The sequence below is a fragment of the Kitasatospora sp. NPDC057904 genome (assembly GCF_042887925.1).
Classification (GTDB): domain Bacteria; phylum Actinomycetota; class Actinomycetes; order Streptomycetales; family Streptomycetaceae; genus Kitasatospora.
This window is the reverse complement of record NZ_JBHVOL010000005.1, coordinates 273,766-300,465: the sequence shown is the minus strand read 5'-3', so window position 1 is coordinate 300,465 and position 26,700 is coordinate 273,766. Positions and strand designations below refer to the sequence as shown.

Annotated in this window: 24 protein-coding genes; 11 read left to right on the top strand and 13 right to left on the bottom strand. The window is 71.5% G+C overall.

What is annotated here, in order from left to right:
* Positions 1-102 precede the first annotated feature (102 nt).
* From ACFVSN_RS15780 to ACFVSN_RS15770, 3 genes are all read right to left on the bottom strand, one after another.
* A complete protein-coding gene (locus ACFVSN_RS15780; RefSeq protein ID WP_387955458.1) occupies positions 103-690 on the bottom strand; it encodes a molybdenum cofactor guanylyltransferase in 588 nt (195 codons plus the stop codon).
* 16 nt (positions 691-706) lie between these two features.
* Positions 707-1,633, bottom strand: coding sequence for an MBL fold metallo-hydrolase (locus tag ACFVSN_RS15775; protein WP_387955456.1), 927 nt, complete (start codon positions 1,631-1,633; stop codon positions 707-709).
* Between the two features lie 149 nt (positions 1,634-1,782).
* On the bottom strand, positions 1,783-2,418 hold the full coding sequence (locus ACFVSN_RS15770) for an FMN-dependent NADH-azoreductase (protein ID WP_380498523.1): 636 nt from the start codon (positions 2,416-2,418) through the stop codon (positions 1,783-1,785).
* Between the two features lie 107 nt (positions 2,419-2,525).
* Here ACFVSN_RS15770 and ACFVSN_RS15765 point away from each other — a divergent pair, with 107 nt between their 5' ends.
* Positions 2,526-2,927, top strand: a complete 402-nt coding sequence (locus ACFVSN_RS15765) for a winged helix-turn-helix transcriptional regulator (protein WP_380441688.1) — start codon at positions 2,526-2,528, stop codon at positions 2,925-2,927.
* Between the two features lie 94 nt (positions 2,928-3,021).
* Here ACFVSN_RS15765 and ACFVSN_RS15760 read toward each other — a convergent pair whose 3' ends face one another.
* Positions 3,022-3,786, bottom strand: a complete 765-nt coding sequence (locus ACFVSN_RS15760) for a polyprenol monophosphomannose synthase (protein WP_380441690.1) — start codon at positions 3,784-3,786, stop codon at positions 3,022-3,024.
* Between the two features lie 350 nt (positions 3,787-4,136).
* On the opposite strand from ACFVSN_RS15760, the gene manA reads away from it, so the two are divergent.
* Positions 4,137-5,336, top strand: a complete 1,200-nt coding sequence (gene manA / locus ACFVSN_RS15755; protein WP_387955454.1) for a mannose-6-phosphate isomerase, class I — start codon at positions 4,137-4,139, stop codon at positions 5,334-5,336.
* Positions 5,337-5,421: 85 nt separating this feature from the next.
* Here manA and ACFVSN_RS15750 read toward each other — a convergent pair whose 3' ends face one another.
* Together ACFVSN_RS15750 and dnaB are read right to left on the bottom strand one after the other, a co-directional pair.
* Positions 5,422-6,846, bottom strand: a complete 1,425-nt coding sequence (locus ACFVSN_RS15750; protein ID WP_380499645.1) for an acyltransferase family protein — start codon at positions 6,844-6,846, stop codon at positions 5,422-5,424.
* Between the two features lie 185 nt (positions 6,847-7,031).
* The gene (dnaB, locus tag ACFVSN_RS15745) at positions 7,032-8,651 is read right to left on the bottom strand and encodes a replicative DNA helicase (protein ID WP_380499644.1); all 1,620 of its coding nucleotides are present in this window, start codon (positions 8,649-8,651) and stop codon (positions 7,032-7,034) included.
* A 426-nt stretch (positions 8,652-9,077) separates the two neighbouring features.
* Here dnaB and ACFVSN_RS15740 point away from each other — a divergent pair, with 426 nt between their 5' ends.
* Complete coding sequence (locus tag ACFVSN_RS15740; protein ID WP_380499643.1) at positions 9,078-10,412, top strand: MATE family efflux transporter; 1,335 nt, start codon at positions 9,078-9,080, stop codon at positions 10,410-10,412.
* A gap of 71 nt (positions 10,413-10,483) precedes the next feature.
* On the opposite strand, the gene rplI is transcribed toward ACFVSN_RS15740, so the two are convergent.
* From rplI to rpsF, 4 genes are all read right to left on the bottom strand, one after another.
* On the bottom strand, positions 10,484-10,930 hold the full coding sequence (rplI, locus tag ACFVSN_RS15735; protein WP_363647663.1) for a 50S ribosomal protein L9: 447 nt from the start codon (positions 10,928-10,930) through the stop codon (positions 10,484-10,486).
* Between the two features lie 17 nt (positions 10,931-10,947).
* Positions 10,948-11,184 carry a 30S ribosomal protein S18 gene (rpsR, locus tag ACFVSN_RS15730; RefSeq protein ID WP_030304537.1) on the bottom strand — a complete coding sequence of 79 codons (237 nt, stop codon included), beginning with the start codon at positions 11,182-11,184 and terminating at the stop codon, positions 10,948-10,950.
* 80 nt (positions 11,185-11,264) lie between these two features.
* Entirely contained in the window at positions 11,265-11,873 is a 609-nt protein-coding gene (locus ACFVSN_RS15725; RefSeq protein WP_387955452.1) for a single-stranded DNA-binding protein, read from the bottom strand.
* A gap of 96 nt (positions 11,874-11,969) precedes the next feature.
* Complete coding sequence (rpsF, locus tag ACFVSN_RS15720) at positions 11,970-12,260, bottom strand: 30S ribosomal protein S6 (RefSeq protein ID WP_063348486.1); 291 nt, start codon at positions 12,258-12,260, stop codon at positions 11,970-11,972.
* Positions 12,261-12,577: 317 nt separating this feature from the next.
* Between rpsF and ACFVSN_RS15715 the strand changes: the two genes are divergently transcribed.
* From ACFVSN_RS15715 to ACFVSN_RS15705, 3 genes are all read left to right on the top strand, one after another.
* Complete coding sequence (locus ACFVSN_RS15715) at positions 12,578-12,877, top strand: hypothetical protein (RefSeq protein WP_380441703.1); 300 nt, start codon at positions 12,578-12,580, stop codon at positions 12,875-12,877.
* Between the two features lie 190 nt (positions 12,878-13,067).
* On the top strand, positions 13,068-14,186 hold the full coding sequence (locus ACFVSN_RS15710) for a lipid II:glycine glycyltransferase FemX (RefSeq protein ID WP_380441705.1): 1,119 nt from the start codon (positions 13,068-13,070) through the stop codon (positions 14,184-14,186).
* Positions 14,187-14,199: 13 nt separating this feature from the next.
* On the top strand, positions 14,200-15,234 hold the full coding sequence (locus ACFVSN_RS15705; protein WP_380441707.1) for an alanine racemase: 1,035 nt from the start codon (positions 14,200-14,202) through the stop codon (positions 15,232-15,234).
* Positions 15,235-15,274: 40 nt separating this feature from the next.
* Here the strand turns inward: ACFVSN_RS15705 and ACFVSN_RS15700 are convergent, their stop codons facing one another.
* A complete protein-coding gene (locus tag ACFVSN_RS15700) occupies positions 15,275-16,852 on the bottom strand; it encodes a glycosyltransferase family 87 protein (protein ID WP_380441709.1) in 1,578 nt (525 codons plus the stop codon).
* Between the two features lie 149 nt (positions 16,853-17,001).
* Positions 17,002-19,467, bottom strand: coding sequence for a transglycosylase domain-containing protein (locus ACFVSN_RS15695; protein ID WP_387601694.1), 2,466 nt, complete (start codon positions 19,465-19,467; stop codon positions 17,002-17,004).
* A 514-nt stretch (positions 19,468-19,981) separates the two neighbouring features.
* On the opposite strand from ACFVSN_RS15695, the gene ACFVSN_RS15690 reads away from it, so the two are divergent.
* The 5 genes from ACFVSN_RS15690 (at position 19,982) to ACFVSN_RS15670 (ending at position 25,195) form a co-directional block, all read left to right on the top strand.
* Positions 19,982-20,683: a PadR family transcriptional regulator gene (locus ACFVSN_RS15690; RefSeq protein WP_380441713.1), complete on the top strand. Its 702-nt coding sequence runs from the start codon at positions 19,982-19,984 to the stop codon at positions 20,681-20,683.
* Between the two features lie 120 nt (positions 20,684-20,803).
* The gene (locus tag ACFVSN_RS15685) at positions 20,804-21,886 is read left to right on the top strand and encodes an inositol-3-phosphate synthase (RefSeq protein WP_360227589.1); all 1,083 of its coding nucleotides are present in this window, start codon (positions 20,804-20,806) and stop codon (positions 21,884-21,886) included.
* A 181-nt stretch (positions 21,887-22,067) separates the two neighbouring features.
* Complete coding sequence (locus ACFVSN_RS15680; protein WP_387955450.1) at positions 22,068-23,405, top strand: MFS transporter; 1,338 nt, start codon at positions 22,068-22,070, stop codon at positions 23,403-23,405.
* 97 nt (positions 23,406-23,502) lie between these two features.
* Positions 23,503-24,135, top strand: coding sequence for a hypothetical protein (locus ACFVSN_RS15675; RefSeq protein ID WP_387955448.1), 633 nt, complete (start codon positions 23,503-23,505; stop codon positions 24,133-24,135).
* An 85-nt stretch (positions 24,136-24,220) separates the two neighbouring features.
* Positions 24,221-25,195 carry a hypothetical protein gene (locus ACFVSN_RS15670; protein ID WP_380499267.1) on the top strand — a complete coding sequence of 325 codons (975 nt, stop codon included), beginning with the start codon at positions 24,221-24,223 and terminating at the stop codon, positions 25,193-25,195.
* A gap of 57 nt (positions 25,196-25,252) precedes the next feature.
* Here ACFVSN_RS15670 and ACFVSN_RS15665 read toward each other — a convergent pair whose 3' ends face one another.
* Positions 25,253-26,680, bottom strand: coding sequence for a CCA tRNA nucleotidyltransferase (locus ACFVSN_RS15665; protein ID WP_387955601.1), 1,428 nt, complete (start codon positions 26,678-26,680; stop codon positions 25,253-25,255).
* Positions 26,681-26,700: the final 20 nt, after the last annotated feature.

The window sequence follows — 26,700 nt, the reverse complement described above, 5'->3', positions numbered from 1 at the left end:
GATGTTCCCCCGGTGTGCGGGGCGCGTCGTTTCCCTCACGACCCCGCCCGCCGCCTGGTGAGCACCCGTCCGCAGCACCTGCCGCACGGTCTTCTGCTCCCCCTACCTCCCGTCCCGGTCCCACTCGCGGGCCCGTTCCAGGTCCTCCCACGTGTCGCAGTCGTACGCCACGTTGTCCGTGTCCGCGACCAGCAGCCGTCCCAGGCCGCCGGTGAGGCGGCGCAGCGGGAGGCCGGACGGGTCGCCGAGGGCGGCCAGGGCACTGCGCAGGGCGGCGGTGCGGTAGGCGGCGGCGAGGGGCTGGTCGCGGCCGCCGGCGTCCACCAGGACGGCCGCCTCGACCGTCGGTTGCGCGTCGTCGAGGGCGGTGACGAGCCGCTCGACCGTGCGCCGGTCGAGGAACGGCAGGTCGGCGGCGAGCAGCAGCACCGTCGCGGCGTCGACCAGGTCGAGCCCGGCCGCGACGGCGGCGACCGGCCCGCCGCCGGGGGGCTGCTCGCGGGTCCAGAGGACGCCGGTGCGGGTGGTGGGGCGGTCCGGGCCGACCACGACGGTGGTGCGGGCTCCGGTGCAGGCGGCGAGCACCCGGTCGAGCAGGGTAGTCTCGCCGACGGTCAGCCCGGGTTTGTCGGCCCCGCCGAGGCGCCGGGCGGCCCCGCCCGCCGGAACGATCACGTCGTACGGCGTCATGCCGCCAGTATCCGCCCTACCCTGCCGCGTCCTCCTCGCCCTCCACCGCATCGTCGTCCTCGTCCGGCGACTCCTCGGCCGCCCGCGCGACGTTCGCCGCCGCGCCCAGCTCCAGGACGACCGGCAGCGTCAGCTCCCCGTACCGTTCGTTCACCGCCGTGACCAGCGCCTCCGCGTCGTCCGGGTGCTCGGCCAGCAGCCGGTCGAAGTCCTGCAGGTACTCGCCGGTGAAGGCGAGCACCCGGGTCGCGTCGTGGCCCTGGTCGGGCGCCCGGTGCCCGGCGATCACCCGGTCGACGTCGAGGTCGGCGATGCGTCCGAGGTTGTGTCCCCAGGTGACGCGCTGCGCGGGGGTGGTGTCGGCGGTCCACACGTGGGTGCCGTTGTAGACGAAGTCCCCGGCGATCACGGTGCGGATGCTGGGCACGTGGACGACGGTGGAGTCGCCGCAGTCGCCCTGCCCGAGCATGAGCACGGGGATCACCTGGCGGTCGAGCATCAGCGGCTGCGGCAGCAGCGGGGCCGGGATCAGCGGGTGGTCGGGGATGTCGTCGCCGTACACGGGCTTCCACTGGGCGACCTTGGCGGCGACGGTGCGGTGGATGCCGTCGACGACCGCCGGTGCGGCGAGCAGCTGGGCCTCGGGGAAGAGCTTCAGCACCTCCTCGGCGCCGAAGTAGTGGTCCGGGTGGTGGTGGGTGACGACGATGGCGAGCAGGCGCCGCCCCTTGCCGGCCACCCACTCGGCGAGTTCGCGTCCGGCGCTGCGGGTGAGCTGGGCGTCGACCAGGATCGCGGTCCGCTCGCCGAGGATCAGGGTGGAGGTGGCGAAGAAGGCCGACTCGGGGCCGGTGAAGACGTCGATCTCCAGCGGCCGGACGGGCTGTTCCCCGGTCTCCGCGCGGTCCGCGTCGGCGCTCTCCTCGGGCGGGGACGACGTCACGGGTTGCTCCCTCTGGTCGGCGGCCGGGCTCTCTGCGCCCCACCGGTCTGCGCCCTACAGCATGGGAGAACGGGCGCCCGAATACGCGGAAGGCGCGCCCGTGCGGGCGCGCCTTCCGGCGAGGGTCACGTCGGCGGCCGGGCCAGGCCTCAGGCGGCGAGCTCCTTGGCCCTGCGGGCGGCGTCCTCCAGCGCGCGGGCCTTGGAGTCGGCGGCGTTCTGGACGAAGTCGGCCATCGCCGGCACCTTCGGCGCCAGGGTGAACTCGGGGACGATGAAGTCGACCTCCAGCCCGAGCATCCCGGTCAGCACCTTCTCCAGGTAGGTGGTGACGAACTCGTACGGCTCCCGCGGCGCGCCGGGCGCGTAGGAGCCGCCGCGGGCGGCGACCACGGTGACCGGGGTGCCCTTGGCGGAGGGCGTCTCTCCGGCGGTGCGGCCCATCAGGATGACCTGGTCGAGCCAGGCCTTGAGGGTGGACGGGATCGTGAAGTTGTACATCGGGCTGCCGATGACGATCGCGTCGGCCTGCTCCAGCTCGGTCATCAGCTCCTCGCGCAGGGCGAGCGCGGCGTCCTGCTCGGCGGTGCGGCCCCCGGCGGGGACGAAGGTCGCCGAGATCCCGTGCACGTCGAGGTGCGGGACCGGATCGGCGGCGAGGTCGCGGTAGACCACCGTGCCCTCGGGGTGCTGGGCCTGCCAGGCGGCCCGGAACGCCGCCGAGACCTCGCGGGAGACGGAGCCGTCGGCGACGGCGGACGAGTCGATGTGGAGCAGGGTGGGCATGACGGTACCTCCATCGGATAAGTAGCTGCCTTTTCCCCCGCAGCTGCAACTACCGTAGCAGCTTACTTTTCTGCAGTCACTAGGGATCGGTCAGGTACGCTGGAGTCATGTCCGAGCACGAGGTAGTGACCGACCGCCAACCGGCCGCCTCCGACGCGTGCGCCGAACAGCGCACCTGCTTCAACGTCGAGCTGGCCCTCACCCGGGTGTTCACGCTGCTCGGCAAGCGCTGGACGGGCCTGCTCGTGGGCGTGCTCAACCACGGCGGCCCCGCCTACTTCTCCGAGCTGCGCCGCGCCGTCCCCGGCATCAGCGAGCGCATGCTCTCCGACCGCCTCACCGAGCTGACCGAGGCCGGCCTGGTCCTGCGCGAGGTCGACGCGGGCCCGCCGCTGCGCGTGAGCTACCGCCTCACCGACGCGGGCACGGCCCTGCGCCCCGCGCTCGACGAGCTGGCCGTCTGGGCCGACCAGTACCTCCCGGAGAGCGCCCTCAAGGGCGGCTGCTGAGAGTCGGCCCGACCCGCGCACGACCGCGGACACGACGAAGGGCCCGCCCGCTGTTCACACAGCCGGCGGGCCCTTCGCCCGGAACGTCAGGGGTTCAGCGCCGCTTCGCGCCCCGCAGCCGGGCCACCCGGTCCGCGATGCCCCACGAGGTCACCCGCCAGAGCGCCTCGATCACGATGCTGCGGCTCATCTTGGACGCGCCCAGCTCGCGCTCGACGAAGGTGATCGGCACCTCGGCGACCTTGAAGCCGGCCTTCACCGTGCGCCAGGCCAGGTCGACCTGGAAGCAGTAGCCGGCCGAGGCCACCTCGTCCATGCCCAGACCGAGCAGCGTCTCCTTGCGGAAGGCGCGGTAGCCGCCGGTGACATCGCGGATCGGCACGCCCAGCATCAGGCGCGAGTAGGTGGAGCCGCCGCGGGAGAGCAGCAGGCGCGACTTCGGCCAGTTCACCACCCGGCCGCCGGGCACCCAGCGGGAGCCGAGCACCAGGTCGGCGCCGCGCAGCGCGGCGAGCAGCCGGTCGAGCTCCTCGGGCTGGTGCGAGCCGTCCGCGTCCATCTCGACCAGGACGTCGTAGCCGTTGTCGATGCCCCAGCGGAAGCCCGCGAGGTAGGCCGCGCCCAGGCCCTCCTTGCCCTTGCGGTGCAGGACGTGCACGTGCTGGTCCTCGGCGGCCAGCTTGTCGGCGAGCTCACCGGTGCCGTCGGGGCTGTTGTCGTCGGCCACCAGGACGTGCGCCTCGGGCACCGAGGTGCGGACCCGTCCGACGATCCGCTCGACGTTCTCCGCCTCGTTGAACGTCGGAATGATCACCAGCACCTTGCCGAGATCAGCAAAACGCGGCTGGTTCACGGTCACGTACAAACCTCTCGGCCAATGGCGGGAGTGCCGGTCACCGTCGCGCCCGCACTCCGGAACGCCGCTCCCGTCGGCGGCCCGCCGAGGGGTTCCGCGGCGGAAACTGCTGCGCACGGTGGAAACAACTGGGTCCTGGCATCCTACTACCGCACCTGCCGGACCCCGGCCCGATCGCCGCCGCGACCACGGCACTCGCACCGGACGCCCGCCGTTTCCCCTCACGTGACGCGCGTCGGCTAGGGTCGATGCCTCGCCCCGGCCCGGACCGCCCGCCCGGCCCGCCGAGGACGATCCGCTGGCCGCCGATCCGGCACACCCCGCCACCGCAGCGAAGGAGTAGGACCGCGCGCATGGACAGGCTCGTCAACACCATCCGCCCGTACGCCTGGGGATCGGCCACCGCCCTCCCCGAACTCCTCGGGCAGGACCCCACCGGCGAGCCGCAGGCCGAACTGTGGATGGGCGCCCACCCCGGCGACCCCTCCCGCACGGACCGGGGCGCGGGGCCTCGCCCGCTGGACGAGCTGATCGCCGCGGACCCCGAGGGCGAGCTCGGCACCGCGACCGTCGCGCGCTTCGGGCCCACCCTGCCGTTCCTGCTCAAGATCCTCGCGGCCGGCATCCCGATCTCCATCCAGGCCCACCCCACGCTCGACCAGGCCCGGGCCGGCTTCGCCGCCGAGAACGCCCTCGGCATCCCGCTGGACGCCCCCCGGCGGAACTACCGCGACGCCAACCACAAGCCCGAACTCATCTGCGCGCTCGATGAGTTCGAGGGCCTGTGCGGCTTCCGCCCGGCCGCCGAGGCGGCCGCGCTGCTGGCCGGCCTGGCGGTGCCCGCGCTCGCCCCGGTCATCGAGCTGCTGAGCGCCGGGGACGAGCCCGAGGCGCTGCGCCGCGCGCTGGCCGCGATCCTCACCATGGACGACGCGACCGCCGCCGACGCCGTCCGGCAGGCCGCCGCGCAGGTGGACCTCGCCGCCAAGGAGGACCCGCAGGGCCCCTACGCGGCGTACGCCCGGATCACCCGCGAATTCCCCGGCGACCGCGGCCTGATCGCCGGCCTGCTGCTCAACCACTTCCGGCTGCACCCGGGCGAGGCCCTCTACCTGGGCGCCGGCGTGCCGCACGCCTACCTGCACGGCGTCTGCGTCGAGCTCCAGGCCAACTCCGACAACGTGCTGCGCGCGGGCCTCACGCCCAAGCACATCGACGTGCCCGAGCTCATGAAGGTGGTCGTCTTCGAGGCCGGCGCCCCCGACGTCCTCCACCCCACCCCGGTGGACGGCACCCCGGGCGAGGAGCTCTACCCCGTCCCGATCGACGAGTTCCGCCTCTCCCGCTTCCGGCTGGACGGCACCGACCGCGAGATCGACGGCCGCACCCCGCAGATCCTGCTCTGCACCGCCGGCACGGCCCGCCTCACCGGCCCCGACGGCACCGTCCTCGACCTCTCCCGCGGCGAGTCCGCCTTCCTCCCCGCCACCGGCACCCCCACCCGCCTCTCCGGCACGGCCACCACCCTCTTCCGGGCCACCGTGACGATCTGAGGACGGCGACCGCCGAACGCGAAGGGCCGGGGGCGGCTCACGGGTGCGCACCCGTGAGCCGCCCCCGGCCCTCATGTCCCTCGGATCAGCCGGAGCGTTCCGCCCCGCCCGACGAACCCGCGCCCACCAGCTCCGACTCCTGGCGCGGCACCGGTACGGCGGCCGACGGCGCTCCCGGTGCGGCCGGCTCCAGCGACTGCGGCGGCCAGCGCCGGTTCACCGCCTTGGTCAGCTTGCGGCCCAGGTTCTGGAACGGCATCTCCACCAGCCGGTACACCACCCAGCAGACCACCAGCAGCACGGCGACGTACCCGGCCACCCACGACCACCGCTCGGCGAACGGCATCGCGGCCAGCTTGACGTAGTAGTGGTTGCTGTCCCAGCCGAGCCGCCACAGCAGGAACTTCTTCACCGGCCAGTGCAGCAGGTAGACCGAGAAGCTCACCGCGCCCAGCCAGGTCAGCACGCGCGGCAGCCGCCGGTTGCGCAGCAGGAAGAAGAGCCCGAACGACGCCCAGGCCGCCAGGTAGGCGTTGGTCCACGCCGGCCAGGTGAAGGTCGAGGTCGCGCGCGCCATCGCGTCCCGGTTGTACATCCACCCGACCATGGCGCCCGCCACCACCACGAAACCGACGGACAGCCAGGCCTCGATGCGCTCGATCTGCCCGTGCTGCGCCCGGTAGATCACCGTGCCGGCGAACATCGTCGCGAGGATGGTGAAGCTCTCGTACGCGGGGTCCCGGCCGTTGGTGAACACCAGCAGCAGGCCGAGCCCGCCCAGCAGCAGACCGCCGACCCGGGCCAGCGGCGCGTTGCCGCTGAGCATGCAGAGCACGCCCATGACCACGACGACCACGGTGGCGGCGACGAGGTTGTTGGTCTCCGTGAGGGTGTGGTTCAGGCTGTACGACGGGATCCAGACGCCCAGGACGAGCGCGATCGCCCCCGCCGCGACCGCGATCGGCGTGCTGCGCCGGTGCCAGCCCACCGTGAAGAGGCTGCTGACGAAGAAGTAGAAGAGCATCTCGTACGCGAGCGTCCACGAGATGCCGAGCGCGTTCACGACGCCCAGCATGTCCGACAGCAGCAGGCCGTTGGCCGCCAGCCAGAGCTTGTGGTACGGGACGCCGTCGTAGCTGACGACCTGGTAGCTGAGCGGCAGGACGAACTCGGCGAAGAGCACGGTCACGATCAGCGCCGGGTAGATCCGGAAGACCCGGCCGATCCAGAAGGCCCGGACGTCACCGCGGCGTTCCAGTGAGGCCGGGATGATGTACCCGCTGACGATGAAGAACGCGATGACCCCGTAGAAGCCCAGGTCGAAGTGGGCGGCGATGACATCGCCCTTCGGGATCAGCCTGAAGATCTCGAAGTGGTGGGCCGCCACGGCCAGCGCCGCGATGCCCCGCAGGGCGTCCAGCCAGCCGAGTCTGCTCGCCGGCGCGGCCGCACGGTCGGCACGGCGCTCCTTGTGTGCCCCCCACCGAGGCAGCGATCTGATAATCGTCACGCGCTGGAGGGTAGCCCATTCGAACACAACCCTTTCACGATTCCTTGATCACCCCACGTCGGAGGCCGTGCCAGGGGGGTGCCGGGCCCGGAGCGGGCCGGATCCGGTCGACCGGCGAGGCCTTCGGGACGACGCGCCCCGGCCGCAGCGCGAGGGCGACCAGCAGGCCGCGCAACGCGCCGGGGTCAGTCCCGGGTCATGTCCACGAAGCGCGAGTAGTGGCCCTGGAAGGCGACGGTGATCGTGGCCGTCGGGCCGTTACGGTGCTTGGCGACGATCAGGTCGGCCTCGCCCGCGCGCGGGGACTCCTTCTCGTAGGCGTCCTCGCGGTGCAGCAGGATGACCATGTCGGCGTCCTGCTCGATCGAGCCGGACTCTCGCAGGTCGGAGACCATCGGCCGCTTGTCGGTGCGCTGTTCGGGACCACGGTTCAGCTGGGACAGCGCGATCACCGGCACCTCCAGCTCCTTGGCCAGCAGCTTCAGGTTTCGCGACATGTCCGAGACCTCCTGCTGGCGGTTCTCGGCCCGGCGGGAGCCGCCGGACTGCATCAGCTGGAGGTAGTCGATGACGATCAGCTTGATGTCGTTGCGCTGCTTGAGCCGGCGGCACTTGGCCCGGATCTCCATCATCGACAGGTTCGGCGAGTCGTCGATGAACAGCGGCGCCTCGCTGACGTCCGGCATGCGGCGGGCGACCCGCGTCCAGTCGTCGTCCGTCATGTTCCCGGAGCGCATGTGGTGCAGCGCCACCCGGGCCTCGGCGGAGAGCAGGCGCATCGCGATCTCGTTGCGCCCCATTTCGAGCGAGAAGATGACGCTCGGCAGCTTGTTGTGGATCGAGCAGGCCCGGGCGAAGTCCAGGGCGAGCGTGGACTTACCCATGGCGGGACGGGCCGCGATGACGATCATCTGGCCCGGGTGCAGGCCGTTGGTGAGCTGGTCGAAGTCGGCGAAGCCGGTCGGTACGCCGGACATCTGGCCGTTGCGCGAGCCGATGGCCTCGATCTCGTCGAGCGCGCCCTCCATGATGTCGGCGAGCGGGGCGTAGTCCTCGTTGGTGCGCTGCTCGGTGACGGCGTAGATCTCCGCCTGTGCCGCGTTGACGATCTCGTCGACGTCGCCCTCGGCCGCGTAGCCCATGCCCGCGATCCGGGTGCCGGCCTCGACCAGCCGGCGCAGCACCCCGCGCTCGGCGACGATCTGGGCGTAGTACTCGGCGTTCGCCGCGGTCGGGACGGAGTTGACCAGGGTGTGCAGGTAGGAGGCGCCGCCGACGCGCTGGAGCTCGCCGCGCTTGGTGAGCTCGCCGGCCACGGTGATCGGGTCGGCCGGCTCGCCGCGGGCGTAGAGGTCGAGGATCGCGCCGTGGATCATCTCGTGCGCGGGCCGGTAGTAGTCGGCCGGCTTGAGCACCTCGACGACGTCGGCGATCGCGTCCTTGGACAGCAGCATGCCGCCGAGGACGGACTGCTCGGCCGCTAGGTCCTGCGGGGGGACGCGCTCGAAGCCTTCGGCGCCGCCCTGGCCCCCGTCGTCCCGGCGGTCGCCCTTGCCGTTCTGGAAGCCCTTCTGGAAACCGCCGCCCCCACCCTTCTGGGAGCCCTTCTGGAAACCCCCGCCCCCGCCCTTCTGGAAGCCGTCGCCCTGGCCCCCGCCGCGACCCCGCGAGACCGGGAGCCGGTCGCCGGGCCCTTCCGGGAACGGCGCGTCGTCGAACGCACCGGCCGGGAAGGGGTCCTCGGCGTTCTGCCAGTCGTCCTCCGGCGGCGGGGCGTCGTGGTCGTCGTACTGGGGGCCGGTCACGCGTGTTCCCCGATCAGCGAGTGGTGCGAGTTGGAGCGGAGCCGCTCCTCTTTGTACGCCACGGGGCCGACAAAACGGACGCCGGGGCGGGTGGGAGTGTCGGGCGGAGAGCCCACGCTAAGGGGCCGGACGCCCTTCAGCCAACACGGTTATCCACAGGGGGTGTGGACGAGCGGCCCTGGGCTGTGGAGAACTGCCGCAAAGCTGTGGACGCCCCTGTGGAAGGTCCTGTGGATAACCGGACCATCGGCCCCACGTCAACTCTCTGACCTGGAGTTACCTCTTCCGGGGTCTGTGCATGAGAAATTCTTCACACACCACCGGACGGCTGTGGGCGCGGAGCCCGCCGGGCTCGCCACTCACCAGTTCGAGTAATGGACAACAGGCACTAGCAGTCATTACCTGTGGATGAGTAACCTGGAGCGCATGACCGCCGCCACCACCGGACCCTCCAGACGCCGGCACGACCGCGAGATCCTCGCCCTCGCCGTCCCCGCCTTCGGCGCGCTCGTCGCCGAGCCGCTCTTCCTGATGGCCGACTCGGCGATCGTCGGCCACCTCGGCACCCCCCAGCTGGCCGGCGTCGGCGTCGCCGCGGCCGCACTCTCCACCGCCACCGGCGTCTTCGTCTTCCTCGCCTACGCCACGACCGCCGCCGTGGCGCGCCGGATCGGCGCCGGGGACCGCCGGGCCGCCGTCCAGCAGGGCGTCGACGGCATCTGGCTCGCCCTGGGCCTGTCCGTCGCGGTGGTCGCGCTCACCCTCCTGCTGGCCCCCTGGGCCGCGGACGTCCTCGGCGCCTCCGACACGGCCGCGCCCTACGCCGTGACCTACCTGCGGATCAGCTCCCTCGGCATCCCCGCGATGCTCATGGTGATGGCCGCCACCGGCGTGCTGCGCGGCCTCCAGGACACCCGCACGCCGCTCGTGGTCGCCGTCGCGGGCTTCACCGCCAACATCGGCCTGAACGCCGGCCTGGTCTACGGAGCCGGGCTCGGCGTGGCCGGCTCGGCCTGGGGCACGGTGCTGGCGCAGACCGGGATGGCCGCCGTGTACGTGGTCGTGGTGGTCCGCGGCGCCCGCCGGGAGCGGGCCTCGCTGCGGCCGGACCTCACGGGCATCCGGGCGAGCGCCAGGGCCGGCGGTCCGCTGCTGGTGCGGACGGTGAGCCTGCGGGCCGTGCTGATGATCGCCACCGCGGTGGCCGCCCGGCTCGGCGACACCCAGGTCGCCGCGCACCAGATCGCCATGACGCTGTTCAGCTTCCTGGCCTTCGCGCTGGACGCGATCGCGATCGCCGGCCAGGCGATCATCGGCCGCTACCTGGGCGCGGCGGACGTCCCGGGGGCGAAGGCGGCCACCCGGCGGATGGTCGAGTGGGGCATCGGGTCCGGCGTCGTGCTGGGCCTGCTGGTCGTCGTGGCCCGCCCGCTGTACGTCCCGCTGTTCACGCCCGATCCGGCCGTGCGGGCGCAGCTGGGCACCGCGCTGCTGCTGCTCGCGCTCACCCAGCCGCTGAGCGGCCTGGTGTTCGTGCTGGACGGGGTCCTGATGGGCGCCGGGGACGGCCCGTACCTGGCGTGGGCGATGCTCGCGACCCTGGCCGTGTTCGCGCCGGCGGCCCTCGCGGTCCCGGCGACGGGCACCGGGTTGGCCGGGCTGTGGTGGGCGATGAACCTGTTCATGCTGGTCCGCGCCGGGTTCATGGTCCGGCGCGCCCGCGGCGGCAGGTGGCTGGTCACCGGAGCGGTCCGGGGCTGAGCCCCGGACCGGAAAGCGCCGAGGGCCGGACTCCGCGGAGGAGTCCGGCCCTCGGGCCACTGCTATGCGGTTCAGGCAGCCACGACGGCGACGTCGAGGTTGGCCACGACGTCCGAGTGCAGCTTGACCGAGACCTTGTGGGTGCCCACGGTCTTGATCGGCGAGGCGATCGCGACGGCGCGCTTGTCCACGGCCGGGCCGCCGGCGGCCTTGATGGCCTCGACGACGTCGGACTGGGTCACCGAGCCGAACAGACGGCCGGCGTCGCCCGAGCGGACGGCCAGCTTGACCTGGACGCCCTCGAGCTTGCCCTTGACCTCGTTGGCGGCCTCGAGCGTCTGGATGGCGTGGATCTTGCGGGCGCGACGGATCGCGTCGACGTCCTTCTGGCCACCCTTGGTCCAGCGGATGGCGAAGCCGCGCGGGACCAGGAAGTTGCGGGCGTAGCCGTCCTTGACCTCGACGACCTCGCCGGCGGAGCCGAGACCCGGCACCTCGTGCGTGAGGATGATCTTCATTACTTGGTCACCCTCTCTTAGCGCGCGGTGCTGGTGTAGGGCAGCAGCGCCATCTCACGGCTGTTCTTCACGGCCGTGGCGACGTCACGCTGGTGCTGGGTGCAGTTGCCGGTGACCCGGCGGGCACGGATCTTGCCGCGGTCGGAGATGAACTTCCGCAGCAGGTTCGTGTCCTTGTAGTCAACGTAGTTGACCTTGTCCTTGCAGAAGACGCAAACCTTCTTCTTCGGCTTGCGAGCAGGCGGCTTCGCCATTGTGTGCTCCATTTGGGGTTCACGACCCGGCGGGCGTCCGGGGACGCCGGCGGCCGGGCCGCACGAAATCTGTCAGCTCTTTAGAACGGGGGCTCTTCCGAGAAGCCGCCACCGGACGGGGCACCCCAGCCGCCGCCGCCCTGCTGGCCGCCGGACGGGGCGCTGGAAGCCCACGGGTCGTCGGAGGGGCCGGACTGGCCGCCGGAGTTTCCACCCCAGCCGCCGCCCTGCTGGCCGCCACCGCCGCCCCAGTTGCCACCGCCGCCGCCCTGGCCGCCCTGCTGGCCGCCGAAGCCGCCACCGGGGCCGCCGGGGCCACCGGAACGGTTGGCCCGGGTGACCTTGGCAGTCGCCGAGCGCAGGCTCGGGCCGACCTCGTCGACCTCGACCTCGAAGACCGTCCGCTTCTCGCCTTCCTTGGTCTCGTAAGACCGCTGGCGCAGTCGGCCCTGCACGATGACGCGCATGCCGCGCTGCAGCGACTCGGCCACGTTCTCCGCCGGCTGCCGCCAGACGTTGCACGTGAGGAAGAGGCTCTCGCCGTCCTTCCACTCGTTCGTCTGACGGTCGAAGGTGCGGGGGGTGGACGCGATGCGGAACTTCGCGACCGCCGCACCCGACGGGGTGAAGCGCAGCTCGGGGTCGTCGACGAGATTGCCGACGAGGGTGATGACGGTCTCGCCTGCCATGGTGGTGATGACCTCTCGGGAAGATGTCCGTTCACCGCTGTTTCACGTGAAACAGCGGTCGCGAGCTACCCGAGACCCGAAGGCCTCAGAGGTGGCTCAGTGGGTGTCCGGGCGCAGGACCTTGGTCCGCAGAACCGACTCGCTCAGGCCCATCTGGCGGTCGAGCTCCTTGACGACCTCAGGCGTGGCCTTCAGGTCGATGACCGAGTAGATGCCCTCGGACTGCTTGTTGATCTCGTAAGCCAGACGGCGACGACCCCAGGTGTCGACCTTCTCCACCTTGCCGCCGGCGTTGCGGACGACGGTGAGGAAGTTCTCGATCAGGGGGGAGACAGCGCGCTCCTCGACCGAGGGGTCGAGGATGACCATCACCTCGTAGTGACGCATGGGTAACCCACCTCCTTTGGACTCAACGGCCACGGTCTCTCCGTGGCAGGAGGGTTGTGCAGCGTCGGCACCGGAGCGTGTGACGACACCGGCCCACCGTAGCGGCCGGGTCCGACAGTCGGGCCCCGCTCACCCGATCGGGCGGCCGCCCGCAAGAGGGCGCAAGGGGGCACAACTACACCAGTGCAGACGGCACAGCCTACCCGCACCCGTACGGCCGAACAAAACGCATAGGGGTTGTGAGACCAGTCCAACCGCCGCAATCTGGACGGAACGGGATTCCTGCCCGTTCGTCTCCACGCCAGGAGGTGGGACACATGGCACAGTCCGTCCACCGCATGCCCGCCCTCACCCTCAACACCGACGGCCACCCGCACCCCCGGGAGAACGCCCTGGTGGCGCTGACCGCGCTGCTGGGCGTCGTCTCCTTCACCACGTCGTTCTTCTACAACCTGCACCTGCTGACCTCGTGGACGGGCCTGTTCGGCATCGTCGCGGGGCTCTGGGGCATGTTCGTCTCGGTCACCACCGCCGAGCGCTTCGTCCTGATGATCACGCTCGGCGCCTCCGCCGTCGGCTTCTACCTCGGCATCGCCCGGGGCGGCCTCTGGGGCTGATCCCGGGCCTCCGGGACCGCTTCCGGCCCCCTCGACAGGAACCCTCGGCGCCCCCGTCGCGTATCTGCAGGAGACAGGTACGCACGGGGGCGCCGTCACGCCCGCGCCCACGGGCGCCGGTGCCACCGGACGATAGGGTCACCCCGAGAACCCGGGGCCACCACAGCCCGACCGACGAGGAGCACCGAGCATGAGCCTGCGCCTGAGGACGATCACCCGCGAGGAGCACCTCGCCTTCATCAGGAGCCGTGCCTCGGCCAGCCACATGCAGGTCCCGTCCTGGGGCGACGTGAAGGCCGAGTGGCGCTCGGAGTCGATCGGCTGGTTCGACGAGGGCAACCAGCTCGTCGGCGCCGGCCTGGTGCTCTACCGGCAGCTGCCCAAGGTCAAGCGCTACCTGGCCTACCTGCCCGAGGGCCCGGTCATCGACTGGTTCGACCGCGACCTCGACCGCTGGCTCTCCCCGATGCTCGCCCACCTCAAGGCGCAGGGCGCGTTCTCGGTGAAGATGGGCCCGCCGATCGTCATCCGCCGCTGGAACGCCCCCACCATCAAGGAGGCCATCGCCGGCAAGCAGGCCAAGCGCCTGCGCGACGTCGAGGCCGACTGGTACGAGGCGCGCGCCTTCGAGGTGGCCGACCGGCTGCGCAAGGCCGGCTGGCTGCAGGGCGAGGACGGCGGCGCCGGCTTCGGCGACGTCCAGCCGCGCTACGTCTTCCAGGTGCCGCTGGCCAACCGCTCGCTGGACGACATCCACAAGAACTTCAACCAGCTCTGGCGCCGCAACATCAAGAAGGCCGAGAAGAGCGGCGTCGAGGTGTACCAGGGCGGCTACGACGAGCTGCCGATCTTCCACCAGCTCTACCTGGTGACGGCCGAGCGCGACAAGTTCACCCCGCGCCCGCTCTCCTACTTCCAGCGCATGTGGAAGGCCCTCACCGCCGAGGACCAGAACCGGATGCGCCTCTACATCGCCTACCACGAGGGCGAACCGCTGGCCGCGACCACGATGCTCGTGGTCGGCGAGCACGTCTGGTACTCCTACGGCGCCTCGGCCAACCACAAGCGCGAGGTCAAGCCGTCCAACGCCATCCAGTGGCGGATGATGCGCGACTCCTACGCGCTGGGCGGCGGCGTGTACGACCTGCGCGGCATCAGCGACACCCTGGACGAGAACGACCACCTGTTCGGCCTGATCCAGTTCAAGGTCGGCACCGGCGGGCAGGCGGCCGAGTACCTCGGCGAGTGGGACTTCCCGCTCAACAAGCTGCTGCACAAGGCCCTCGACCTCTACATGTCCCGCCGCTGAGGAGGCTGACCCGATGACGCTGTCGCTCTACCTCGAAACCGAACGCTGGCGCACCCACCAGCGCTCCGTCCTCGCCGAGTTCCCCGGCCTGGTGCCGGTCGCCAAGGGGAACGGCTACGGCCTGGGCAACCACCGGCTGGCCGAGGAGGCGACGCTGCTCGGCACCGGGGTGCTGGCCGTCGGCACCGCCTACGAGGCGGCCGACGCCGCCGAGTGGTACGGCGGCGAGTTGCTGGTGCTCACCCCCTACCGGATCGGCGAGGAGGTGCTCCCGCTGCCGCACGCCCGGGTGATCCGGACGGTGGCGAGCGTGGACGCGCTGCGCGCGCTGCACGGCGCCCGGGTGGTCGTGGAGTGCATGACCACCATGCGCCGGCACGGCGTGAGCGCGGCCGACCTGCCGGCGGTCGCCGCCGAGCTGGAGGGCGTCTCCTTCGAGGGCCTCGCGCTGCACCTGCCGATGGACCGGCCGGACGGCTCCAGCCCGGTCGAGGAGGTCGCGTACTGGGTGGACACCGCCCGGGCGGCCGGGATCCCGGTGGACACCGTGTTCGTGAGCCACCTCGGCTCGGCCGGCATGGACCAGCTGGCCCAGCGCTACCCGGGCACCGTCTTCCGCGCCCGGATCGGCACCCGGCTCTGGCTGGGCGACCACGGCGCGCTGGAGGTCCGGGCGACGGTCCTGGACGTCACCCCGGTGAAGAAGGGCGACCGCTACGGCTACCGCCAGCACCCGGCGCCCTCCGACGGCCACATCGTCGTGGTCGCCGGCGGCACCGCGCACGGCATCGGCCTGGAGGCCCCCAAGTACGTGGCGAGCATGGGCGCGCGGGCCAAGGGCATCGCGCGGGCCGGCCTGGCGACCGTCAACAAGACCAAGTCGCCGTTCCACTGGGCCGGCAAGCAGCTCTGGTTCGCCGAGCCGCCGCACATGCAGGTCTCGCTGCTGTTCCTGGACGGCGAGACCAAGGCGCCGGTGATCGGCGACGAGCTCGGCCTGCAGGTCCGGCACACCACGACGCACTTCGACCGCGTCGTGGACCGCTGAGGCCCTCCCGCCGGGGCCTCCCGCGGAGGCCCCGCTCCCGCTAGCCCTTCTCGGCCGGCTCCGGCAGTTCCGGCTCGTCCAGCCACTGCCCGGGGCCGGCCGGCGCGTACTCCGCGTAGCTCTCGTCCTCGCGCAGGCGGCGGGCGGCCCCGATCACGACCGCGTCGGGGGCCCGGTCGAGCACCCCTCCGGACGGGTCGTCACTGCCGTCCCAGCGCACCGGATCGCGGTCCGGCAGCAGGACGTCGCGGACCACCAGGGCGACCAGGTAGAGCGTGCCCAGCAGGTGCAGCACGATCGCGAAGTGGTACCAGGCCTCGCCGATGCCGTGCTGCTTGGTCCCGGTGACGAAGCCCAGGTGGGACCAGATGCCCAGGGTGTACAGCACCTCGCAGGCCTGCCAGACCAGGAAGTCCCGCCAGCGCGGCCGGGCCAGCACCGCGAGCGGCAGCAGCCAGAGCGAGTACTGCGGCGAGTAGACCTTGTTGACCACGATGAACAGGGCGACGACCAGGAACGCCAGCTGCGCGAAGCGCGGGCGGCGGGGCGCCGAGAGGCCCAGCCATGCTATGGCCGCGCAGCCCAGCACCATGAGCGCCGCGATGTAGGAGTTGAGGTACTCCAGCCCGGTCCCGCGGTTCTGCATGACGATCAGCCAGAACGAGCCGTAGTCCTCGGCGCGGTGGTTGCTGAAGACGTAGAAGGTCGACCAGCCCTGCCAGTTGGCGATCATGATCGGCAGGTTGACCAGCAGCCAGGCGCCGAGCGCGCCGCCCAGCGCCGCGCGGAACTCGCGCCACTTGCCGGCCCGCCAGCACAGCACCAGCAGCGGGCCGAGGAGCAGCAGCGGGTAGAGCTTGGCGGCGGTGGCGAGGCCGATGAACACGCCGGCCCAGAGCGGCCGGGAGCCCGCCCACCAGGCCATCGCGACGGCGGCCAGCGCGACCGCGAGCAGGTCCCAGTTGACGGTGCCGTTGAGCAGCAGGACGGGCGCGAGCGCGAACAGCAGCGCGTCCCACGGACGGCGCCGGTGGGTGCGCGAGAGCGCCACCGCGGCGACCACCGCGCAGGCCATCAGCAGGCCGGCGTTGATCGCCCAGAACCACTGCTCCTGGTCCTGCTGGGTGCCGCCGCCCGGCGTCAGCCAGGCCGCGATCTGCATGAACAGGCCGGTCAGCACCGGGTACTCCAGGTACTGGAGGTCCCCCGAGGAGCCCGGAATGCGGTCGACATACGGGTGCAGCCCGGCGGCGAAGCCGCGTCCGGCGAACAGGTGCGGGATGTCGCTGTAGCAGGCGTGGATGTACTGCGGCGAGCCCGCCTGGAACCACGCGTGGCTGTAGCAGGGCGCCTTCTGCACCATGCCGAGCACCGAGATGACGATGACGGCGAGCGCCAGGACGCGCACCGGGACCCACCACGAGACGCCCAGCAGCGCCCGGCGGCCGGGCGGGCCGCCGAAGAACTCGCTGCCGGCCGCGGCCACCGGGTCCTCGTCGGCCGGGACCACCACCGTGTTGGCCGGCGGCCCGGCGGCGGCGACGGGCGCCGGGGCAGGCCCGACGGCGTCGCTGGGCCCGGTCAGGCCGGCGGATTCGTCAGGTGCGCTCGACGTCATGCCGGACATCCTGCCGCACCGGCCCCGCCGGGACGAGGAGGCCCCCGCGGAGGGGCCGTCCGGGCCGTGGCGAATCATGACGAAACGGCGGTGGCGGCCCTCCGTGGAGGACCGCCACCGCCGTTTCACCGCTGTCCGGCCGACGCCGGCTAACCGCCCTGGGTGCCGCCCGCGGACGAGCCCGACGGGGTGGGCTTGCCCGGCTTGGTCGGCGGCGGGGTGCTGTCCGTCGGCGTCGACGAGGGCTGCTGCGTCGGGCACAGGCCCAGCAGACAGGTGCTCGAAGGACCGGGGTGGGTCTTGGGCGGCTGGCTCGGCTGCGGGCCGGGGCAGTCGACGCCCGGGACGCAGCCGCCGCCCTGGGTGGGCTGCGGGGGCTGCGGCTGGCCGCCGTTCGACGGGGGCTGGTTGCCGGTCGGCGGCTGGGTGGCCGGCGCCGACGGGGTGTCGGTCATGGTCGGCGTGGGCGTGGCGGTCGGCGAGACCGGGGCGCCCGAGGAGTCGACCTCGCTGCCGATCGCGGTCGGCGCCGGGAAGTCCAGCTTCTTCTCGTTCGCCAGCGCGACCTTCATGTACCGGGTGAAGATGTCGGTCGGGATGTCACCACCGTGGATCGACTCCTTGCCGCCGGTGCCGTTGAGCGAGAGCCGCACGTGGTTGTTCGGGTCCTCGCGCCACATCGCGACGCTGGTGACCAGCTGCGGGGTGTAGCCGACCCACCAGGCCGACTTGTTCTGGTCGGTGGTACCGGTCTTGCCCGCGACCGGGCGGCCCAGGTCCTTGCTCTTCGTACCGGTACCGTTCTTCGCCACGTTGACCAGCACGTCGGTGACGTTGTCGGCGACGGGCGCCTCCAGCGCCTGCTTGAGCTGGGGCTTGGTGAAGCCGGTCCGCTCCACGCCGTTCACCTCGACCTTGGTGACCGAGTAGGGCTCGGCCTCCTTGCCGCTGGCGGCGAGCGTCCCGTAGGCGGTGGCCATCCGGATCGGGCTGATGGTCGAGGTGCCGAGCGGGAAGGTCGGGGTCTTCGGGTCGGCCAGGCTCTCCTTCTTGATGCCCATCTGCACGGCCATGTCGGCCACGTTCTGGCCGCCGACGTCCTGGTTCAGCTGGACGAACGGTACGTTGTACGAGAACTGCATGGCCTGCCGCAGCGAGACGTAGCCGTGCTTGCTGGAGTCCTCGTTCTTCTGCCGGTAGGGCTTGCCGTCGTCGCCGATCACCAGCGAGCCGTCCGGCTTGCGGATCTCGGACAGGTCGTCGGCGAGGTAGCGGCTGTCGGCGTTGATCCGCTTCGGCTTGCCGCTGTCGTCCTTCGCGGTCTGGACGCCGACCTGCATCGCGGTGGACAGCACGAAGGGCTTGAAGGTCGAGCCGACCTGGACGCCGGTGGCCTCGGCGTTGTTGTCGAAGTGGCCGTTCTCCACGCCGTCGCCGCCGTAGAGCGCGGCGATCGCGCCGTCACCGGGCCGGATGCTGGCGGAGCCGAACTGGATGAACTTGTCGTTGTCGGGACGCTTCTGCGGGTCGAGCGTCGCGGCCTTGACGTCGTCGACGGCCTTCTTCAGGGCGTCGACCTTGTCCTTCTCGAAGGTCGTGTAGATCTTCAGGCCGCCCTTGTCGATCACCTGCTGGGTGATCGAGGGGTCCTTGCTGGTGACGTACCGGTTGGCGGTGTCGACCAGGTAGCTGATCTCGCCGTTCATGTTCGAGGAGGTCTTGCGCGGGAGCGGGTCCGGGAAGGCCGTGCACTTGGCACGTTCCTCCGGGGTGACGGCCTTGATCTTCACCATGTTGTCGAGGATCCACGACCACCGCCCCTCGGCCCGTTCCTTGTTGGCCGGGACGGTGGGGTCGTAGTACGCCGCGCCCTTGAGCAGGCCCGCCAGCATGGCGCTCTGGCAGAGGTTGAGGTCCTTGGCGTCCACTCCGTAGTACGCCTGGGCGGCGGCCTGGGCACCGTTCGCGCCGCGGCCGAACCAGCTGGTGTTCAGGTAGCCGGTGAGGATCTCGTCCTTCCCGATCTGCTGGTTGAGCTTCAGCGTGATGAAGAACTCCTTCAGCTTGCGGCTGAGGGTCTGCTCCTGGCTCAGGTAGGCGTTCTTCACGTACTGCTGGGTGATCGTCGAGGCGCCCTGGGTCTCGCCGCCCTTCGCCATGTTGTAGACGGCGCGGAGCATGCCCTTCGGGTCGATGCCGCTGTCGTTGCGGAAGTCCTGGTTCTCCGCGGCGATGACGGCGTTCTGCAGGGTGGGACTGATGTCCTTGAGCTCGACGATCTGACGGTTCGTCTCGCCCTTGCGCACCATCTCCGAGCCGTCGGCCCAGTAGTAGATGGTGTTCTGGTCCTTCACCAGGTCGTTGAGCTTCGGGACCTCGGTGGTCTGGTACAGGTAGAACACCAGGCCCACGAAGCAGCCGAAGACGAGCAGGAAGCCGCTCAGCCACTGCTTCCAGGACGGCAGCCAGCGCCGGACGCCGGTCTTGCCGAACCGCGGGTAGTCGATGAACCGCTTCTTGCCGGGTCCGGCCGCCGCGGCGGAGGCCGCGGCAGCGGCGCCCCGGCCGCCCTTGCCCTTCTTCTGGGCGGCCTTGCGCATCTCCGCCCTGGTCATCCGAGGCTGCTGAGCGGTGTCCCGGACGCCCGGGGGGCGGCGCCGGCCCAGCCCCTGCGAGCTCAGTTCGTCCGGCCCTGGCCCGCCCCGGCGGGCTCCGTCACCCGGGGGCCGTTGGCCCTCGTCACCCGGGCCCGGCGTCCTCCGCCGTCGTTCGCTCATGTTCCAGCCACTCCTCGCCAGGCGGTTCCAGCCTGAAGGCAGGGTTCACGTTCGATGCCCGCCAACCGCCCTAACCCCGGAGGTGGTCCTCGTGCACACGCGACAGCGTACGCAGACCTGAAATGCACCTAATCGGGCATCAGTCGCCAAATACCGCAAAAGGGCAACAGATCATTACACGGCCGTTGCCAACCATCCCCGCGCGTCGGCTTGTGATCACATTCACGCGTGCCCCCCTTGCCCGTTCGGAGGGCCAGGTTTACTGTTCTCGATATATCGAGCCGATACATCGAAGCGGCATACCGCCGGAGACGGCGGCCGGACACCGGTCGAGGGGAAGGAGGACGACGGCATGGGCAGGCGCTCAGGAGTGCTGGAGTTCGCCGTCCTCGGCCTGCTCCACGACGCCCCGATGCACGGCTACGAGCTGCGCAAGCGGCTCAACATCCTGCTCGGAACCTTCCGGGCCCTCTCCTACGGAACGCTCTACCCCTGCCTGAAGAGCCTGGTCGCCCAGGGTTTCCTGGTCGAGGACAACCCGGACGTCGAGTACGTCCCGGCCACGGCGCTCAACGGCAAGCGGTCCAAGACCGTCTACCGGCTCTCCCCCGAGGGCAAGCAGCGCTTCGAGGAGCTGCTCGCCGACTCCGGCCCCGACGCCTGGGAGGACGAGCACTTCGGCGTCCACTTCGCGTTCTTCGGCCAGACCGACCGGGCCGTGCGGATGCGCGTCCTGGAGGGCCGCCGCAGCCGGCTGGAGGAGCGCCTGGAGCGGATGCGCAACTCGCTGGCCCGGGCCCGCGAGCGGTTCGACGACTACACCATCGAGCTGCAGCGGCACGGACTGGAGTCGGTGGAGCGCGAGGTCCGGTGGCTCAACGAGCTGATCGAGACCGAGCGGGCCAACCGCACCGGCCGGACCGGGCCCGCCACCGGCGGCAGCCCCGCCGCCGGACACCCCAAGACTTCGGACGGCCGTGGCCAGGAGACCGGGTCCCCCGACCCGTCCGGGCCACCGTACGACCGCCCGGGGCGCTCCGCCCAGGAGCGCTGAGCCCGCGTCAGCCGCGCGGCAGGAGTGGGCGCCTCGCGCCCGTACAAGCAGTCATTCGAAGAAGCAGGACGAGTGCCGCCGACCCCGGCGGCCCTCATGAGATCACAGGGAGCAACCGGAATGGGTTCGGTTCGCGTAGCCATCGTGGGCGTGGGCAACTGCGCCGCGTCGCTGGTGCAGGGTGTCGAGTACTACAAGGACGCCGACCCGGCCGGCAAGGTCCCCGGGCTGATGCACGTCCAGTTCGGCGACTACCACGTCCGTGACGTGGAGTTCGTCGCCGCGTTCGACGTCGACGCCAAGAAGGTCGGCTTCGACCTGGCCGACGCCATCGGCAGCAGCGAGAACAACACCATCAAGATCTGCGACGTGCCGCCGACCGGCGTCACCGTGCAGCGCGGCCACACCCTCGACGGCCTGGGCAAGTACTACCGGGAGACCATCGAGGAGTCCGACGAGGCCCCGGTCGACGTCGTCCAGGTCCTCAAGGACCAGCAGGTCGACGTCCTGGTCTGCTACCTGCCCGTCGGCTCCGAGCAGGCGGCGAAGTTCTACGCCCAGTGCGCCATCGACGCCAAGGTCGCCTTCGTGAACGCCCTGCCGGTGTTCATCGCGGGCACCAAGGAGTGGGCGGACAAGTTCACCGAGGCCGGCGTGCCGATCGTCGGTGACGACATCAAGTCCCAGGTCGGCGCCACCATCACGCACCGCGTGATGGCGAAGCTGTTCGAGGACCGCGGTGTCATCCTCGAGCGCACCATGCAGCTGAACGTCGGCGGCAACATGGACTTCAAGAACATGCTGGAGCGCGAGCGCCTGGAGTCGAAGAAGATCTCCAAGACCCAGGCCGTCACCTCGCAGATCCGCGACCGCGAGCTGGGCGCCAAGAACGTCCACATCGGTCCCTCGGACTACGTGGCCTGGCTGGACGACCGCAAGTGGGCGTACGTCCGCCTCGAGGGCCGCGCGTTCGGCGACGTCCCGCTGAACCTGGAGTACAAGCTCGAGGTCTGGGACTCCCCGAACTCCGCCGGTGTCATCATCGACGCCGTCCGCGCCGCCAAGATCGCCAAGGACCGCGGCATCGGCGGCCCGATCCTGTCCGCCTCCTCGTACTTCATGAAGTCGCCGCCGGTGCAGTACTTCGACGACGAGGCCAAGGAGAACGTCGAGAAGTTCATCCGCGGCGAGGTCGAGCGCTGAGCGCAGCGAGGTTCTCGACTGTCGAGCACTGAGCGCTGAACACCGAGCGCTGAGCACTGACGGTTCATAACCGCTCATAGCTCCTCGGAAGGGCCCACGATCGCGGGATCGTGGGCCCTTCACCTTTTCCCGGCGAATGTTTCACGTGAAACGGCGACCGGTTCCGTGGCACCCTGGGCGGGTGGCGATCACCGAGAACGGCAGCACCCACCAGTCCGCGCAGCGCGCCACGCTCCTCCAGCTGCTCCGGGGCCGGGACTTCCGCAGACTGCTGACCGCCCGGGTGCTCTCCCAGCTCTCGGACGGCGTCTTCCAGGTCTCGCTGGCCGCCTACGTCGTGTTCTCCCCGGAGAAGCAGTCCTCCCCCGCCGACATCGCCTCGGTGCTGGCCGTGATGCTGCTGCCGTTCTCGGTGATCGGCCCGTTCGCCGGCGTCCTGCTGGACCGCTGGCGCCGCCGCCAGGTGCTCTACGTCGGCAACCTGGCCCGCTTCGGGCTCGGCCTGGTGACCGGGGCGCTGCTCCTGGCCGAGGCGCCGACCTGGCTCTTCTTCGCCTCGGCCCTGCTGGTCACGGCGCTCAACCGGTTCATCCTGGCGGGCCTCTCCGCGGCCCTGCCCCGGGTGGTGCGGCAGGACCAGCTGGTCACCGCCAACGCGCTCTCCCCCACCCTCGGCACCGTCGCCGCCGCCCTCGGCGGGGGCATCGGCTTCCTCCTGCACCAGGTGATGATGCCCGGGCCGAAGGCCGACGCCGCGCTCGTCACGGTGGCCGCACTGCTCTACCTGTCGGCCGCGCTGGCCGCCCGCCGGATGGACCGCGACCTGCTCGGCCCCGAACGCCACGCCGGGCGCCCGGCGCTCGGCCAGGCCCTCCTCCGGGCCGCGGTCGAGCTCGGCGCCGCCGTCCGCCACCTGGTGCGCGACTGCCGGCCCGCCGTGCACGCGCTGGCCGCCGTCACCGCGGCCCGGTTCTGCTACGGCGTGCTGATCGTCGTCGTGGTGATGCTCGCCCGGTACACCTTCAACGACCCGGCGGACAGCTCGGCCGGGCTGGTCACCCTCGGCCAGGCGGTCGGCCTGTCCGCCGCCGGGTTCTTCATCGCGGCGGTGGTCAGCCCGTGGTGCTCCCGCCGGCTCGGCCTGGCCGGCTGGATGACGGCCTGCCTGGTCGCGCCGGTGGTGTTCGTCCCGGCGCTCGGGCTGAGCTTCTCGCTGGTGCCGTGCCTGGTGGCCGCGCTGCTGCTCGGGGTCGTCACCCAGGGCACCAAGATCTGCGCGGACACCGTGGTCCAGGAGTCCGTCGAGGACGACTACCGCGGCCGGGTGTTCGCCATCTACGACGTGCTGTTCAACGTCGCCTTCGTGGCCGCCGCGGTCGTCACCGCGCTGGTGCTGCCGCTGTCCGGGCGGTCGGTCGTGGTGGTCGTCGGGGTGGCCGCGGTGTACGCGCTGTCGGCGCTGCTGTTCTTCCGCGCGGCCCGGCGGCACGAGCCGCTGCCCGGTGACCAGGCCTCCTGAGGTTCCGCGGGGGCTCGAAACCGGGGGCGTCGGAGAGGGTCGCTAAGGTACGTCAGACCTGTCGGAGCGACAGCACTCGGTCACGGGGGACTACCTGATGAGCACACCGCCCGGCCCCTACGGGCCTCCACCCCAGTACGGGCCGCCCCCGCCGGCCGCGCAGTACGGTCCGCCGCCGGGGTACGGGGCGCAGCCGTACGGTCCGCCGCCCCCGCAGGTGCCCGCCCAGCCCGGCCCGCCGGGGTACGGGCCGCCGCCGCCCTCGTACGGGGCTCCGCAGCAGCCGTACGGCGGGCCCCCGCAGCCGGCGCAGCCGTACCCGCCCGCCGGGCCGTACGGCTACCCGCAGCCCGCCCCGGCCGCCGGTGCGCCGGGCGGCAAGCGCACCACCCGCTCGAAGCTGAAGGCCTTCGGCGTGCTGATCGCCGCCGCCGTGGTGGGCGGCGGCTACCTCTTCAGCGGTCCGAGCGTCAGCAGTGCCAAGCCGGGCGACTGCGTCCGGGTGAGCGGCACCCGCGACGTCGAGATCGTCAAGTGCACCGACAGCAAGGCGAATTACCGAGTCCTGTCGAAGTTCGAGGACACCACCGACACCAACCGCTGCCGGCAGACGCCGCAGTCCACCAGCGCCGTCTCCGGCAAGAGCGGCCGCCGCTGGAACAAGAAGCGCTACGTGCTCTGCCTCGGCCCGCTGAAGCCCGCCGGCACCGCACCGGTCGGCGCCTCCTGACCTCCGGCCGGAGTTCCCGTCCGGCCCGTCCGACTTGTCCGTCACCGTTTCCCCGGGGGACCCCTTGTCCGTTCCGCCTCCCCAGATGCCCTACGGCGCCCCGCCGCCGAACGACGCCAACCCGTACGCCGGCGGCAACCCGTACGGCCAGCCCGTCCCGCCCCCGCCGCCGATGAACTACGGCTACCCGCCCGCCGCGCCCACGCCCGACCCGTCGGCGTACGGCTACGGCTACCCGGGCGGCGCCGTCCCGCAGGGCCCGGTCTGCCGCTTCTGCGGCGGCTTCCCCGCCGTGGAGGCCACCGTCCGCGGCCACCAGGGCATCATCGTGATCATGCGGTTCCTGAAGCTGCGGGGGCCGTTCTGCCGCGTCTGCGGCGATGCCACCGTGCGCGACATGTCCGCGAAGACCCTGGTCCAGGGCTGGTGGAGCTACCTCGGCGCGCCGATGACGATCATCACGCTGCTGCTGAACCTGGGCCCGCACAACAAGCTCAAGCAACTGCCGCCGCCCGCCCCCGGCACCCACGGCCCGCAGCTCGACCCGGGCGTCCCGCTGTCCAAGCGCCCGCACGTGTTCATGCTGCTGCTCCCGGTCGGCTGGATCATCACGGTGATCGCGCTGATCGCCGCGGGCGCGTTCGCCCCCAAGAACGACCCGTACGTGCCCCACCCGATCGTCATGCCCACCGTGTCGGTGCCGCCGATGCCGAGCTTCAGCATGCCACCGATCCCCGCGCCGACCTTCTCGCTGCCGCCGGACACCTCCGGCAAGCCGCAGGCCCCGGTCCCGGCGCCGGCGAGCATCGACTCCGCCAAGGCCGGCGACTGCCTGCGCAACGAGAACGGCACCGGGGCGACGTACGATCCGACCCCCCGGATCACCATGCTGCCGTGCACCGACCAGCGCGCCCAGTACAAGGTGCTCTGGAAGTACCTGGCGACCTCGGACGAGAAGGTCTGCGCGGCCCAGCCGAAGTCCGACAGCAACTACGTCCGCACGAGCACCGGGATGCCGGCGCTGAGCTACGTCCTGTGCCTGCAGTCGATCCACACCTGACCGGGCACGCGTGAGGGGCGGTCCCGGCACCCCGGGACCGCCCCTCCGCGCGTTCGCTCAGCCCTGCGGCTGCTCCGCCCACCAGGCGCGGAGGGCGGCCACCGCCTCGCCGTGCTCCATCGGGCCGTGCTCCAGCCGCAGTTCGAGCATGTGCTGGTAAGCCTTGCCGACCTGCGGGCCCGGCCGCAGGCCGAGCAGCTCCATGATCTGGTTGCCGTCGAGCGCCGGGCGGATGGCGTCCAGCTCCTCCCGGGCCTTCAGCTCGCCGATCCGCTGCTCCAGGCCGTCGTAGGTGCGCGACAGCGTCGCCGCCTTCTTGCGGTTGCGGGTGGTGCAGTCGGAGCGGGTCAGCTTGTGCAGGCGCTCCAGCAGCGGCCCGGCGTCGGCGACGTAGCGGCGCACCGCGGAGTCGGTCCACTCGCCGCCGCCGTAGCCGTGGAAGCGCAGGTGCAGCTCGACCAGGCGCGAGACGTCCTCGGTGAGCTCCTTGGAGTACTTGAGATCGCGCATCCGCTTGCGGGTCATCTTGGCGCCGACCACCTCGTGGTGGTGGAAGGAGACCCGGCCGTCCGACTCGAAGCGGCGGGTGCGCGGCTTGCCGATGTCGTGCAGCAGCGCGGCCAGCCGCAGGGTCAGGTCGGGGCCGTCCTGCTCCAGGTCGACGGCCTGCTCCAGGACGGTCAGCGAGTGCTCGTAGACGTCCTTGTGCCGGTGGTGCTCGTCGCGCTCCAGGCGCAGCGCAGGCAGCTCGGGCAGGACGTGCCCGGCCAGGCCGGTGTCGACCAGCAGGCGCAGGCCCTTCACCGGGTGGGCGGCCAGCAGCAGCTTGTTGAGCTCGGCCTGGACCCGCTCGGCCGAGACGATGGTGATCCGCTCGGCCATCGCCGTCATCGCGGCGACGACCTCGGGGGCCGGGTCGAAGTCGAGCTGGGCGGCGAAGCGGGCGGCGCGCATCATCCGCAGCGGGTCGTCGGAGAAGGACTCCTCGGGGGTGGCGGGGGTGCGCAGCACCCGGGCCTCCAGGTCGTCCAGGCCGTGGTGCGGGTCGACGAAGCCGCGCCCGGGCAGGTCGACGGCCATCGCGTTGACGGTGAAGTCGCGGCGGACCAGGTCCTGCTCGATGGTGTCGCCGTAGGTGACCTCGGGCTTGCGGGAGGTGCGGTCGTAGGCCTCGGACCGGTAGGTGGTGATCTCGATCAGGAACGAGCCCTGCGGGGTGTCCTTGCGGGCGCCGACCGTGCCGAAGGCGATGCCGACGTCCCAGACCGCGTCCGCCCAGCCCTTGACGAGCTTGAGGACCTGCTGGGGGCGGGCGTCGGTGGTGAAGTCCAGGTCGTTGCCGAGCCGGCCCAGGAGCGCGTCCCGCACGGAGCCGCCGACCAGCGCCAGCCGGTGCCCGGCCGCCTGGAAGCGGCGGGCGATCTCGTCGGCGACCGGCGACACCCGCAGCAGCTCTTGGAGGCCCAGGGTCTGGGCCTCGCTCAGGCCTGGTACGGCCTGGGTGG

Coding starts and splice junctions, on each gene's coding strand:
- ACFVSN_RS15705 (WP_380441707.1), top strand. CDS start 14,200: ATGACGCTGTCGCTCTACCTCGAAACCGAACGCTGGCGCACCCACCAG.
- ACFVSN_RS15770 (WP_380498523.1), bottom strand. CDS start 2,418: ATGCCCACCCTGCTCCACATCGACTCGTCCGCCGTCGCCGACGGCTCC.
- ACFVSN_RS15765 (WP_380441688.1), top strand. CDS start 2,526: ATGTCCGAGCACGAGGTAGTGACCGACCGCCAACCGGCCGCCTCCGAC.
- ACFVSN_RS15695 (WP_387601694.1), bottom strand. CDS start 19,467: ATGACCAGGGCGGAGATGCGCAAGGCCGCCCAGAAGAAGGGCAAGGGC.
- ACFVSN_RS15675 (WP_387955448.1), top strand. CDS start 23,503: ATGAGCACACCGCCCGGCCCCTACGGGCCTCCACCCCAGTACGGGCCG.
- ACFVSN_RS15670 (WP_380499267.1), top strand. CDS start 24,221: ATGCCCTACGGCGCCCCGCCGCCGAACGACGCCAACCCGTACGCCGGC.
- rpsF (WP_063348486.1), bottom strand. CDS start 12,260: ATGCGTCACTACGAGGTGATGGTCATCCTCGACCCCTCGGTCGAGGAG.
- ACFVSN_RS15780 (WP_387955458.1), bottom strand. CDS start 690: ATGACGCCGTACGACGTGATCGTTCCGGCGGGCGGGGCCGCCCGGCGC.
- ACFVSN_RS15685 (WP_360227589.1), top strand. CDS start 20,804: ATGGGTTCGGTTCGCGTAGCCATCGTGGGCGTGGGCAACTGCGCCGCG.
- ACFVSN_RS15710 (WP_380441705.1), top strand. CDS start 13,068: ATGAGCCTGCGCCTGAGGACGATCACCCGCGAGGAGCACCTCGCCTTC.
- rpsR (WP_030304537.1), bottom strand. CDS start 11,184: ATGGCGAAGCCGCCTGCTCGCAAGCCGAAGAAGAAGGTTTGCGTCTTC.
- rplI (WP_363647663.1), bottom strand. CDS start 10,930: ATGAAGATCATCCTCACGCACGAGGTGCCGGGTCTCGGCTCCGCCGGC.
- ACFVSN_RS15700 (WP_380441709.1), bottom strand. CDS start 16,852: ATGACGTCGAGCGCACCTGACGAATCCGCCGGCCTGACCGGGCCCAGC.
- manA (WP_387955454.1), top strand. CDS start 4,137: ATGGACAGGCTCGTCAACACCATCCGCCCGTACGCCTGGGGATCGGCC.
- ACFVSN_RS15690 (WP_380441713.1), top strand. CDS start 19,982: ATGGGCAGGCGCTCAGGAGTGCTGGAGTTCGCCGTCCTCGGCCTGCTC.
- ACFVSN_RS15725 (WP_387955452.1), bottom strand. CDS start 11,873: ATGGCAGGCGAGACCGTCATCACCCTCGTCGGCAATCTCGTCGACGAC.
- ACFVSN_RS15740 (WP_380499643.1), top strand. CDS start 9,078: ATGACCGCCGCCACCACCGGACCCTCCAGACGCCGGCACGACCGCGAG.
- ACFVSN_RS15715 (WP_380441703.1), top strand. CDS start 12,578: ATGGCACAGTCCGTCCACCGCATGCCCGCCCTCACCCTCAACACCGAC.